This window comes from Streptomyces rimosus (genome assembly GCF_008704655.1).
Lineage (GTDB): Bacteria > Actinomycetota > Actinomycetes > Streptomycetales > Streptomycetaceae > Streptomyces > Streptomyces rimosus.
In genome coordinates, this window is record NZ_CP023688.1 from 7,597,465 (window position 1) to 7,610,176 (window position 12,712).

The 12,712-nt window shown below is 70.0% G+C and carries 11 protein-coding genes; 10 read left to right on the forward strand and 1 reads right to left on the reverse strand.

Annotated elements, in window-relative coordinates; genetic code table 11:
• From arc to prcA, 5 genes are all read left to right on the forward strand, one after another.
• Positions 1–1,767, forward strand: a complete 1,767-nt coding sequence (gene arc / locus CP984_RS33205) for a proteasome ATPase (protein WP_003981603.1) — start codon at positions 1–3, stop codon at positions 1,765–1,767.
• Positions 1,768–2,043: 276 nt separating this feature from the next.
• Complete coding sequence (dop, locus tag CP984_RS33210; RefSeq protein ID WP_003981604.1) at positions 2,044–3,555, forward strand: depupylase/deamidase Dop; 1,512 nt, start codon at positions 2,044–2,046, stop codon at positions 3,553–3,555.
• A gap of 177 nt (positions 3,556–3,732) precedes the next feature.
• Positions 3,733–3,951, forward strand: coding sequence for a ubiquitin-like protein Pup (locus CP984_RS33215; protein ID WP_003981605.1), 219 nt, complete (start codon positions 3,733–3,735; stop codon positions 3,949–3,951).
• A gap of 399 nt (positions 3,952–4,350) precedes the next feature.
• Positions 4,351–5,196 (forward strand): proteasome subunit beta, encoded by an 846-nt coding sequence (prcB, locus tag CP984_RS33225; protein WP_003981606.1) that lies wholly within the window; start codon positions 4,351–4,353, stop codon positions 5,194–5,196.
• Between the two features lie 64 nt (positions 5,197–5,260).
• On the forward strand, positions 5,261–6,046 hold the full coding sequence (gene prcA / locus CP984_RS33230; protein ID WP_030178178.1) for a proteasome subunit alpha: 786 nt from the start codon (positions 5,261–5,263) through the stop codon (positions 6,044–6,046).
• Between the two features lie 81 nt (positions 6,047–6,127).
• On the opposite strand, the gene CP984_RS33235 is transcribed toward prcA, so the two are convergent.
• Entirely contained in the window at positions 6,128–7,174 is a 1,047-nt protein-coding gene (locus CP984_RS33235) for a LacI family DNA-binding transcriptional regulator (protein ID WP_003981608.1), read from the reverse strand.
• Positions 7,175–7,302: 128 nt separating this feature from the next.
• Here CP984_RS33235 and CP984_RS33240 point away from each other — a divergent pair, with 128 nt between their 5' ends.
• From CP984_RS33240 to CP984_RS33260, 5 genes are all read left to right on the forward strand, one after another.
• Entirely contained in the window at positions 7,303–8,571 is a 1,269-nt protein-coding gene (locus CP984_RS33240; RefSeq protein ID WP_003981609.1) for an MFS transporter, read from the forward strand.
• A gap of 9 nt (positions 8,572–8,580) precedes the next feature.
• Positions 8,581–9,942: a Pup--protein ligase gene (gene pafA, locus CP984_RS33245; RefSeq protein WP_003981610.1), complete on the forward strand. Its 1,362-nt coding sequence runs from the start codon at positions 8,581–8,583 to the stop codon at positions 9,940–9,942.
• 171 nt (positions 9,943–10,113) lie between these two features.
• Positions 10,114–11,100, forward strand: a complete 987-nt coding sequence (locus CP984_RS33250; RefSeq protein ID WP_003981611.1) for an FKBP-type peptidyl-prolyl cis-trans isomerase — start codon at positions 10,114–10,116, stop codon at positions 11,098–11,100.
• 57 nt (positions 11,101–11,157) lie between these two features.
• Positions 11,158–11,532, forward strand: a complete 375-nt coding sequence (locus tag CP984_RS33255; RefSeq protein ID WP_003981612.1) for an FKBP-type peptidyl-prolyl cis-trans isomerase — start codon at positions 11,158–11,160, stop codon at positions 11,530–11,532.
• 182 nt (positions 11,533–11,714) lie between these two features.
• Entirely contained in the window at positions 11,715–12,704 is a 990-nt protein-coding gene (locus CP984_RS33260) for a helix-turn-helix transcriptional regulator (protein ID WP_003981613.1), read from the forward strand.
• Positions 12,705–12,712 lie beyond the last annotated feature (8 nt).

Genomic DNA, 12,712 nt, shown 5'->3' on the forward strand with positions numbered 1-12,712 from the left:
GTGGCAGCCCACGACGACGACATCAACCGCGGCATCCGGCCGGGGCGGGGGTCTGACGACCCTGCCGGCCAGGTTGCCTATCTCGAGCAGGAGATCGCCGTCCTGCGACGCAAGCTCGCCGACTCTCCGCGTCACACGAGGATTCTCGAAGAGCGGATCGTCGAGCTGCAGACCAACCTGGCCGGCGTTTCGGCACAGAACGAGCGACTCGCCAACACGCTGCGCGAGGCGCGCGACCAGATCGTCGCCCTCAAGGAAGAGGTCGACCGGCTGGCGCAGCCGCCGGCCGGCTTCGGCGTCTTCCTGCAAGCGAACGAGGACGGCACGGCCGACATCTTCACCGGAGGCCGAAAACTCCGCGTGAACGTCAGCCCGAGCGTCGACCTCGACGAGCTGCGGCGTGGCCAGGAGGTCATGCTCAATGAGGCGCTCAACGTGGTCGAGGCCATGGAGTACGAGAACGCCGGGGACATCGTCACCCTCAAGGAGATCCTGGAGGACGGCGAGCGCGCCCTGGTGATCGGGCACACCGACGAGGAGCGGGTGGTGAGGCTCGCCGAGCCGCTGCTGGACATCACCATCCGCCCCGGCGACGCCCTGCTCCTGGAGCCGCGCTCCGGCTACGTCTACGAGGTCATCCCGAAGAGCGAGGTCGAAGAGCTCGTCCTCGAAGAGGTCCCGGACATCGACTACACGAAGATCGGCGGTCTGAGCGGTCAGATCGAACTGATCCGCGACGCGGTCGAGCTCCCGTATCTGTATCCGGACCTCTTCAAGGAGCACGAACTGCGCCCGCCCAAGGGTGTGTTGCTCTACGGGCCGCCCGGCTGCGGCAAGACGCTGATCGCCAAGGCGGTCGCCAACTCGCTCGCCAAGAAGGTCGCGGAGGTGACCGGCAAGCCCGCGGGGAAGAGCTTCTTCCTCAACATCAAGGGCCCCGAGCTGCTGAACAAGTACGTCGGCGAGACCGAGCGGCACATCCGCCTGGTCTTCCAGCGGGCCCGGGAGAAGGCGAGCGAGGGCACCCCCGTCATCGTCTTCTTCGACGAGATGGACTCCCTCTTCCGCACCCGCGGATCCGGGGTCAGCTCGGACGTGGAGAACACCATCGTCCCGCAGCTGCTCTCCGAGATCGACGGTGTGGAGGGCCTGGAGAACGTCATCGTCATCGGCGCCTCCAACCGTGAGGACATGATCGACCCGGCGATCCTGCGCCCCGGCCGCCTGGACGTCAAGATCAAGATCGAGCGTCCGGACGCCGAGGCCGCCAAGGACATCTTCTCGAAGTACCTCACCGAGCGCCTGCCGCTGCACGCCGACGACCTCGGCGAGCACGGCGGAGTCCGCTCGGCCGCGGTCAGCGCGATGATCCAGTCGGTCGTCGAGCAGATGTACGCGGAGTCCGAGGAGAACCGCTTCCTTGAGGTCACCTACGCCAACGGTGACAAGGAAGTTCTCTATTTCAAGGACTTCAACTCCGGTGCGATGATCGAAAACATCGTCGGCCGCGCGAAGAAGATGGCCATCAAGGCATTCCTCGAACACAACCAGAAGGGTCTGCGCGTCTCCCACCTGCTCCAGGCATGCGTGGACGAGTTCAAGGAGAACGAGGACCTGCCCAACACCACCAACCCGGACGACTGGGCCCGCATCTCCGGCAAGAAGGGCGAGCGGATCGTCTACATCCGCACCCTGGTCACCGGCAAGCAGGGCGCGGACACCGGCCGCTCCATCGACACGGTGGCGAATACCGGCCAATACCTGTAACACCGCCGACCGGCTGCGGATGTCCTGCACGGGGCGTCCGCAGCCGGACGCATTTCCGGGGCCGCGGGGGTGATCCCCGGAAGGCGGCGACGGAGCAGGTGAAAACCGGACTGGAGCAATGACTGTAATGATCTCCCCACCGCCGCAAAGGCGTTCTAGGCTCTTCGGTACCGCCGCGTCGCGCACTGCGGAAGCGGGGGCCGCACACGGACCGGAAGCGCAGCGGTACTTGAGCGCCGACCCCATCCGGGGGCGCCGCCGGGCAAGGAGGGCCGCATGACCGTACGGCGAGTAATGGGAATCGAGACGGAGTACGGGATCTCCGTCCCCGGCCACCCGAACGCCAATGCCATGCTCACCTCGTCCCAGGTCGTCAACGCCTACGCGGCGGCGATGCACCGGGCGCGACGCGCCCGCTGGGACTTCGAGGAGGAGAACCCGCTGCGGGACGCCCGAGGCTTCGACCTCGCCCGCGAGAACGCCGACGCCAGCCAGCTCACCGACGAGGACATCGGGCTGGCCAACGTGATCCTGACCAACGGGGCACGCCTGTACGTCGACCACGCGCATCCGGAGTACAGCTCGCCGGAGGTCACCAACCCGCGCGACGCGGTGCTCTGGGACAAGGCCGGTGAGCGCATCATGGCCGAGGCCGCCGAGCGCGCGGCCCAGGTCCCCGGCGCCCAGCCCATCCACCTGTACAAGAACAACACCGACAACAAGGGCGCCTCCTACGGCACGCACGAGAACTACCTGATGAAGCGGGAGACGCCGTTCTCGGACATCGTGCGCCACCTGACGCCCTTCTTCGTCTCCCGCCAGGTCTTCGCCGGCGCGGGCCGGGTCGGCATCGGCCAGGACGGCCACGAGCACGGCTTCCAGATCAGTCAGCGCGCCGACTATTTCGAGGTCGAGGTCGGCTTGGAGACCACGCTCAAGCGCCCCATCATCAACACCCGCGACGAGCCGCACTCGGACGCGGAGAAGTACCGCCGGCTGCATGTGATCATCGGGGACGCGAACCTCTCCGAGATCTCCACCTATCTCAAGCTGGGCACCACGGCACTGGTCCTGTCCATGATCGAGGACGGCTTCATCGCCGTGGACCTCGCCGTCGACCAGCCCGTACGCACCCTTCACCAGGTCTCCCACGACCCGACGCTGCGGCACCTGATCACGCTGCGCAGCGGCCGCACGCTGACCGCCGTACAACTCCAGATGGAGTACTTCGAGCTGGCGCGCAAGTACGTGGAGGACCGGCTCGGCGCGGACGCCGACGAGCAGACCAAGGACGTCCTGGCCCGCTGGGAGGACGTGCTGGGGCGCCTGGAGCACGACCCGATGAGCCTGTCCGGCGAGCTGGACTGGGTGGCCAAGCGGGAGCTGATGGAGGGCTACCGGCGCCGGGACGGCGTGGAGTGGGACGCGCCCCGGCTGCACCTGGTCGACCTGCAGTACGCCGACGTACGGCCCGACAAGGGCCTGTACAACCGGCTGGCGGCCCGCGGCAAGATGAAGCGGCTGCTGACCGACGCCGAGGTCGCGCGGGCGGCACAGGCGCCCCCGGAGGACACCAGGGCGTACTTCCGCGGCCGCTGCCTGGAGCAGTACGCGGACGACGTGGCGGCGGCCTCCTGGGACTCGGTGATCTTCGATCTGCCGGGCCGTGACTCTCTGCAACGGGTACCGACGCTGGAACCGCTGCGCGGCACCCGTAATCACGTCAAGGAGCTGCTCGACCGGTGCCGTACGGCCGAGGACCTGGTGCGGGTCCTTTCCGGAGGGTGACCGGAGCCCCGATCGGGCACCCGATCCGGGGCTAAAGGTTGCCCTGGCGGGAATCATCGGGGTGACTCCCGGACGTTGCACGAAGACGACGAAGAGCAGGGCCGATGTCAGACCTTGCTTGTAGGGTCTGATCTTGACAGTCACATCGAGCGGGGCGAACCGAGCGGGGTGAGGGACATGGCGACCAAGGACACCGGCGGCGGACAGCAGAAGGCGACGCGTTCGACCGAAGAGGTCGAGGAGCAGTCGCAGGACGCGCAGGCCGCGGACGATCTCAAGGAACGGCAGGAAAAGCTGTCGGACGACGTCGACTCCGTCCTGGACGAGATCGACGACGTGCTGGAGGAGAACGCCGAGGACTTCGTGCGGAGCTTCGTGCAAAAGGGCGGACAGTAAGGCACGTGCCGGTTTCCGTCGGCGACGGGCGCGGGTCCGCGGGCGCGGTGGCACACCGGCCGCGTACGCCCCGTACGAGAACCGCCCCGACGGGCTCCGGTCCCGGCCCCGGGAGTGTGTGGCCGCGCAGGCTGCCGCGCGCTTCCGGTGCCGTTCGAGCGCGCTCGGCGAGCGCGTGCGCACAGGCCGCGCCGGGCGCGGGCCGCACGTGCGGGGGAGCCGGGGGCGAGGGCTGCCGCAGCCGTCGTCCCGTCCGTTCCCGCGTGCATGTGGATCACGGCCCCAGGACAGGTAAGGTCCGGGAACGTACTGTGCTTCAGCTGCAACGCAGCGCTGGGCCAATTCAAGGATCGGCCGGACGTCTTGGGGCGGGCGGCCGATATATCCGGAAGGAAACGTGTGGAAGCCAACACTCGTAGCACCGGGCGTCTACCAGCGGCCTTCCTGACGCCCGGGTCCTCGTCGTTCATGGATTTCCTCGGGGAGCACTCGCCGGAGCTGCTGCCGGGCCGCCGGCCGCCGCTGCCCGTGCAGGGCGCCGTCGAGGCGCCGCACGGCACGACGATCGTGGCGGCGTCCTTCCCCGGCGGCGTGGTGCTCGCCGGTGACCGCCGCGCGACGATGGGCAACGTCATCGCGCAGCGCGACATCGAGAAGGTCTTCCCCGCCGACGAGTACTCGGCCGTCGGCATCGCCGGTACGGCCGGTCTCGCCGTCGAGATGGTCAAGCTCTTCCAGCTGGAGCTGGAGCACTTCGAGAAGGTCGAGGGCGCCCAACTCTCCCTGGAGGGCAAGGCGAACCGCCTGTCGACGATGATCCGCAGCAACCTCGGCATGGCCATGCAGGGCCTGGCCGTGGTGCCGCTGTTCGCCGGCTGGGACGTGGACCGCGCGAAGGGCCGCATCTTCTCGTACGACGTGACCGGCGGGCGCTCGGAGGAGCACGGCTTCGCGGCGACGGGCTCCGGCTCGCTCTTCGCCCGCGGCGCCCTCAAGAAGCTCTACCGCGACGACCTCACGGAGAACCAGGCCGCCACGGCCGTCGTGCAGGCGCTGTACGACGCCGCCGACGACGACTCGGCGACCGGCGGCCCCGACCTGGCGCGCCGGATCTACCCGATCGTCACGGTCATCACCGAGGAGGGCTTCAAGCGGTTCACCGAGGCCGAGGTGTCGGAGATCGCCCGCGCCATCCACGAGCGCCGGATGGAAGAGCCCGACGGCCCGCGCGCCGCGCTGCTCTGAGGACGGGAAGTCCGCCATGCATGCGCCACTGAGAGAGTCATTGACAGAAAGGGACGGATAGCCGGTGTCGACGCCGTTCTATGTCTCACCCCAGCAGGCCATGGCCGACCGCGCCGAGTACGCCCGCAAGGGCATCGCGCGCGGCCGCAGCGTCGTGGTGCTGCAGTATGCCGACGGCGTGGTCTTCGTCGCCGAGAACCCGTCCCGCGCCCTGCACAAGGTCAGCGAGATCTACGACCGGATCGCCTTCGCCGCGGTCGGCAAGTACAACGAGTTCGAGAACCTGCGCATCGGCGGCGTGCGCTACGCCGACCTGCGCGGCTATACCTACGACCGCGCGGACGTGACCGCGCGCGGCCTCGCCAATGTCTACGCCCAGACCCTCGGCACGATCTTCTCCAGCGCCGCCGAGAAGCCGTACGAGGTCGAACTGATCGTCGCGGAGGTGGGCAACGCCCCCGAGGACGACCAGATCTACCGTCTGCCGCACGACGGATCGATCGTGGACGAGCACGGCTCGGTCGCGGTCGGCGGCAACGCCGATCAGATCAGCAGCTACCTCGATCAGCGGCACCGCGACGGCATGACGCTGGGCGAGGCGCTGAAGCTGGCCGTCGAGTCGCTCTCGCGCGACAACAACGGCGGTGAACGCACCCTGACCGCCGAGCAGTTGGAGGTCGCCACCCTCGACCGCACGCGCCCGCAGCAGCGCAAGTTCAAGCGCATCCTGGGCCGTCAGCTCTCCCGGCTGCTGGAGGAGAACGGCGCCGCGGTGTCCGCGGAGGGCTCCGAGGGGGCCGCGGACGAGGCGTCGGGCTCCGAGGACACGTCCGGCTCCGAGAGCTCGTAACCGGGGCGCACACGGGCAGCTACGCGCCCCGGCGGGACGACCCGCCGGGGCGCGCCGCGTTGTGCGGGCCGGGGCGTACCCCTACGGCACCGGCCCTGTGGAGCCCCGTACGACCAGTTCCACCGGCAGGCTGACCGGCGCGGGCGGACGGCCCTCCAGCGCGGCCATCAGGGCGTGCATGCCGGCGGCGCCGACCTCCTCGGCGGGCAGCCGGACGGTGGTCAGCTCCGGTTCCACGGCCCTGGACAGGGCCAGATCGTCGAGGCCGGTGACGGAAAGGTCCTCGGGCACCCGCAGGCCCAGCCGGCGCGCCGCCTTGCAGGCCCCGGCCGCCACGAGGTCGTCGTCGCACAGCAGGGCGGTCGGGCGCGGGCCCGGCCCGGTCAGGGCGGCGTGGGCGGCGCGCAGGCCGCCGTCGACGCTCAGCGCGGCGGGCTCCGTACGTACCTCCGCGTCCGCGACGCCCCGTAGCGCCTCGGCGAGCGTCGCGGACCGTACGTGGAAGGTCCAGGAGTCGACGGCGGCGGCGAGGTGGGTGATGCGGCGGTGGCCGAGCCCGAGCAGGTGGGCCGCGAGGCGCCGGACGCCGTCGGCGATGTCGAGGTTGACGGTCGCGGTGGCGCCGGGGTCGTCCGGGTCACTGTCGAGCATCACCAGCGGCAGTCCCTCGCCGCGCAGCGCGGCCAGCGCGTCGGTGGCCATGGCGGCGGCGATCACGCCGTCCAGTGCGGAGCGCGCCGAGGCGAAGGGGTCGCGCGCCGGGCCGATGCCTTCGGGGGAGGGGTAGAGGACGACGCCGAAGTCGTGGTCGGCGGCGACGCGGGCCGCCCCGGTGTAGACGCGGGCGAAGTACTCGGTGGTCAGGGCGGGCACCACGAGGAGCGCGGTGCGGGTGCGGCCCATCCGGAGGCTGCGCGCCGCGAGGTTGGGGCGGTAGCCGAGGTCGCGCGCGGCGGCGCGCACGGATTCGGCCTTGTGCGGCGAGACCCGGCCGCGCCATTTGTCGCCGAGGACGAGCGAGACGGCGGCCTGCGAGACCCCGGCGGCGCGGGCGACGTCGCGGCTGGTGACGCGGGGCCCGGCGGCGGTGCGCGGGCGTGCGGATGTCGGCTGCTCGTGGGCGGTCACCGGGGTCGGGCTCCTCGCGTCGGCGTCGTCGCGGTATGGACCCGCGAGACTAGGACATGATACGTATGACGCCGCACGTTATACGTATTACTAGCTGCCGGCGCTGTGCCGGACGGAAAGGGGCGGGCATGAGCGCCGGATACGCGCAGCTGCTCCGCACACGGCACGCGGCCCGGCTGCTGGCCGGGACGCTGGTCGGCAGGCTGCCGAACGCGACCGGGCCGCTGGCCGTGGTGCTCTTCACCCGCGCGGAGGGCGGCGGCTATGTCCTGGCGGGCGTGCTGTCCGCCGTGTACGGGGTGGGCAACGCGATCGGGCAGCCGCTGCTGGGGCGGGCGGTGGACATGTACGGGCAGCCGCGCGTGATGCTGCCGGCGGCGGTGCTCTCGGCCCTGGCCATGGGGCTGCCGGCGGTCATCGGCCTGGAGCCGCTGGCCCTGGTGTACGCGGCCATGGCGGTCGCCGGGTTCTTCACGCCGCCCCTGGAGGGCGGGCTGCGGGCGCTGTGGCCGTCGGTGCTCAAGCGCGAGGACCGGGTGCACGCCGCGTACGCGCTGGACGCGGTGGCGCAGGAAGTGCTGTTCGCGGTCGGGCCGTTGCTGGTGACGACGTGCGTGGCCCTGTGGTCGGAGCGCTGGGCGCTGCTGGTGATCAATGCGATCGGGGTGCTCGGCGCGCTCTCCGTGGTGGTGTCGCCGCCCTCCCGGCAGTGGCGCAGCGCGCCGCGCGAGGCGCACTGGCTGGGGGCGCTGCGCTCGTCCGGGATGCTGGTGCTGATCGCCTCGTTCTTCTTCGTCGGGCTGGCGCTGGGGTCGATCGCGGTGGCGGCGGTCGCGTACGCCGACGAGCACGGCGGCGGCATGGTCTCCAGCTACCTGCTGTCCGCGCTCGGCGTCGGTGCCCTCCTGGGCGGCGTCGTGTACGGCGCGCGGCAGTGGCCCGGCCATCCGGAGAACCGGCTGCGGCTGCTGGCGACCCTGCTGGCGCTCGGGTACGTACCGCTGGCGCTGACGCCGGGCGTGCTGGGGATGACGCTGCTGACGGGCCTGGCCGGGGTCTTCCTGGCGCCCGCGCTGGCGTGCGCGTTCGTGGTGGTGGACCGGCACGCGCCGCGGGGGACGGTCACCGAGGCGTTCTCCTGGCTGGTGACGACGTTCGGGGTCGGTTCGGCGGTGGGGATGACGGCGGTCGGCCCGGCGGTGGAGCGGGGCGGCCCGGCCGCGGGGTTCGCCGTCGCCGGGGCGGGCGGGGTGCTCGCGTTGCTCGTACTTGTGTCGACAAAGCGCTTTCTTTCCCCCGTCCCTGACGCCGCTGTGCACGCGCCCGCGCAGGTCACGGCGGAAACTGATCGAAACGAGGCCGTCCAACCCGGTTTCAGAGCAGGCCATCAGGCGTAATGTTCAGTCATGGACCGCCGCATTTTCGGGCTGGAGAACGAGTACGGCGTCACATGCACGTTCAGGGGACAGCGCCGACTGTCTCCTGACGAAGTGGCGCGGTACCTCTTCCGCCGTGTCGTGTCATGGGGCCGCAGCAGCAATGTCTTCCTGCGGAACGGCGCCCGCCTGTACCTGGACGTGGGTTCGCACCCGGAATACGCAACCCCCGAGTGCGACAACGTGACCGAGCTGGTCACCCACGACAAGGCCGGTGAGCGCATTCTCGAAGGTCTGCTGGTCGACGCCGAGCGCCGCCTGCACGAGGAGGGAATCGCGGGCGACGTCTATCTCTTCAAGAACAACACCGATTCCGCCGGAAACTCCTATGGTTGCCACGAAAACTATCTCGTGGCCCGGCACGGGGAGTTCTCCCGGCTCGCGGACATTCTCATTCCGTTCCTGGTCACGCGCCAGCTGCTGTGCGGCGCCGGCAAGGTCCTGCAGACGCCGCGCGGGGCCGTCTACTGCGTGAGCCAGCGCGCCGAGCACATCTGGGAGGGCGTCTCCTCGGCGACCACCCGCTCCCGTCCGATCATCAACACCCGCGACGAACCGCACGCCGACGCCGAGCGCTACCGCCGGCTGCACGTCATCGTCGGCGACTCCAACATGTCGGAAACGACGATGCTGTTGAAGGTCGGCGCCACCGATCTCGTGCTGCGCATGATCGAGGCCGGCACGGTCATGCGCGACCTGACCCTGGAGAACCCGATCCGCGCCATCCGGGAGGTCAGCCACGACATAACCGGTCAGCGCAAGGTGCGGCTGGCCAGCGGGCGGGAGGCGTCCGCGCTGGAGGTCCAGCAGGAGTACTACGAAAAGGCGGTGGACTTCTGCGAGCGGCGCGGTATCCGTACGGGCATGGTCGAGCGGGTTCTTGAATTGTGGGGCCGTACGCTCGACGCCGTACGGGAACAGGATCTCGACCGGATCGACACCGAGATCGACTGGGTGATGAAGTACAAGCTCATCGAGCGCTACCGCGCGAAGAACAACATCACCATGTCGCATCCGCGGGTGGCGCAGATAGATCTCGCGTATCACGACATCCACCGCCGACGGGGTCTTTACTACCTGCTGGAGCGCAAGGGACAAGCCGCGCGCATCTGCAACGACTTGAAGATCTTCGAAGGCAAGTCGGTGCCGCCGCAGACCACCCGGGCCCGGCTGCGCGGCGACTTCATCCGCCGCGCCCAGGAACAGCGCCGTGATTTCACGGTGGACTGGGTGCATCTGAAGCTCAACGACCAGGCACAGCGCACGGTGCTGTGCAAGGACCCGTTCCGGTCCGTGGACGACCGGGTGGAGAAGCTGATCGCCGGTATGTGAGTCCAGGGGGTCACCGGATTCGGTGACGGCCGGACGTGGCTGTGCCGGGAGCGCCCGCGCTCCCGGCACTTTGCCGTATTGCCCGGTGGTGTTGCACAGGGAAATGCCCCCCGGGTCAGGTCGTAGAGTGACGGCCATTGCCCATCCGCCCCACGATCCGAGTTGGACTCCATGAACCTCACGAAGAACACCCGCCGCGCCGCCGCAGCGGCGCTGGCCGTGCCCGTCCTGCTGTTCACCGCCGCCTGTGGGTCCGATGACGGCAAGGGCTCGTCGGCCGCCACGGTCGCCGAGGTGGAGGGCAAGGCCGGTGAGCAGCCCAAGATCACCGTGCCGAAGGACGCCAAGGCGCCCGGGGAACGGGCCACCAAGACGCTGATCGAGGGCAAGGGGGCGACGGTCAACAAGGGCGACTTCGTCCGGCTGGACTACGCCGCCCAGGCCATGAAGACCGGCCAGAACCTCGGCAGCTCCTGGATGAAGCAGCCCGGTGCGGACGCGAAGGCGCCGCGGACGCAGGTGGTCGGCGAGGTCAGCGACCAGGCCCAGTCGCAGCTGCCCCCGAAGGTGATGGGGGCCGTGGCGGGTCAGAAGGTCGGCAGCCGGGTCCAGATCGAGGGCACCGCGAAGGAGCTGGTCGGCGAGAACCTGAACCCGCAGCTCGGCCTCAAGCCGGAGGACGGCCTGGTGTGGGTGGTGGACATCGCCGCCGCGAAGAAGGTCGACAAGAAGGCCAAGGCCGAGGGTGAGCAGGCGAAGCCCGAGGAGGGCATGCCCGAGGTGAAGGCGGAGGGCGACAAGGCCGCCACGATCACGGTCCCCAAGGGGGAGAAGGCGCCCACCGAGCTCAAGGAGCAGGTGCTGGTCAAGGGCAAGGGCCCGAAGGTCAAGGCCGGTGACGGGCTGATCGCGCAGTACACGGGCGTGAAGTGGGAGGACGGCCAGAAGTTCGACTCCTCCTGGGACCACGGCGGGGCCACCGCCTTCCAGATCGGCACTGGTTCCGTCGTCAAGGGCTGGGACCAGGCCCTGGTCGGCAAGAACGTCGGGGACCGGGTGGAGCTCGTCGTGCCGCCGAACCTGGGCTACGGCGGCACGCAGCACCAGCTGGCCAAGAACACCCTCGTCTTCAGCGTCGACATCGTCGGCACCGTCTGAACATGATCTGCCAGACTGTGCCCGTAGCTGTGCAGATTCTTTCGTAGGAGCACTTTCGTGAACATCGACAAGCCCGAGATCGACTTCCCCGAGGGCCCGGTTCCCACCGACCTGGAGATCGTGGACCTGTGGGAGGGGGACGGGCCGGTCGCCAAGGCGGGGGACTTCGTCAAGGTCCACTATGTCGGGGTCGCCTACAGCTCCGGCGAGGAGTTCGACGCGAGCTGGAACCGTGGCAAGCCGCTGGAGTTCCAGCTCGGCGCCGGCCAGGTCATCTCCGGCTGGGACCGGGGCGTACAGGGCATGAAGGTCGGCGGCCGCCGTCGGCTGACCATTCCCCCGCACCTGGCGTACGGCGACCAGGGCGCCGGTGGCGGCCGGATCGCACCGGGCGAGACGCTGATCTTCGTCTGCGACCTGATGTCCGTCTGAGAACGGCAGCACCCGGCCGCGGCACAGCGGCGGCCGTCCCACCGAGGGCCCGTACCGTCCGGTACGGGCCCTCGGCCGTCGCCGCCCGTACCCCCGCCCCCGGCCCCCGGTACCCTCGGCTTTGCCGCAGGTCCCCGGAGCGGTACGGTCATCGGTCGGGAGTCCGACAAGAAGGGGCGTCGATGGCCATTGCCAAGGCCGAGCGGCTGATGAATCTGGCGCTGTGCCTTCTGGGTACCCGTCGCCCGCTGACCAAGCGTGAACTGCGTGCCTCCATCGAGGCGTACGTGGAGGCGTTCGGCACCGGGGACGGCGGCACCGGCAGCGACGACTCCTTCAACCGGATGTTCGAGCGCGACAAGGACGACCTGCGCGAACTGGGCCTGGTCATCGAGACCGTCGAGGGACTGGACGGCGAGACCGGCTACCTCGCGCGCCGGGACAGCAACCGCCTCCCCCCGATCACCCTGGACGCCGCCGAGGCCGCGGCCCTGGGCCTGGCCGCCAAGATCTGGCAGCAGGCCCGGCTGGCCGGCGCCGCCAGCGGCGCCCTGCAGAAGCTCCGCGCGGCCGGCATGCCCTTCGAGGACGACGGTTCCTTCGAGGCCCAGCAGCCGCACAGCGCGCTCGAGCCCCGTATCCCCGCCCACGAGGCCGCCTTCGAGCCCCTGATGCTCGCCTGCCGCGACCGCCGGCCCGTGGTCTTCGACTACCGCAAGTCCAACGCCGCCCGCCCCGAACAGCGGCAGGTCGAGCCCTGGATACTGGAGTGCTGGCGCGGCCACTGGTACCTGGCCGGCTGGGACCGCGGCCGCCAGGCCGAACGCGTCTTCCGGCTCTCCCGTATCACCGGCAAGGTCCGCTCCCGGCAGGGGAAGTTCACCGCCGAGGTGCCCGACCACGTCACCGTCCGCGAGACGGTGGAGAGCTGGGCGGGCGAGACCGCCACCGGCACCGCCCGCATCAGACTGCGCGCCGACCACGGCTACCCGCTGCGCGCCCGCGCGCTGTCCATCCGCGAGCTGGGCGGCGGCTGGGACGAGCTGGAAATCCCCTACGGGCACGGACTCGACGCCTGGCTCGTCGAGTTCGGCCCCGACGTGGTGGTGCTGGAACCCGCCGAACTGCGGGCCGACGTCGTGGACCGGCTGCGCGCCGTGGCCAAGGGCTGAGAGGGACG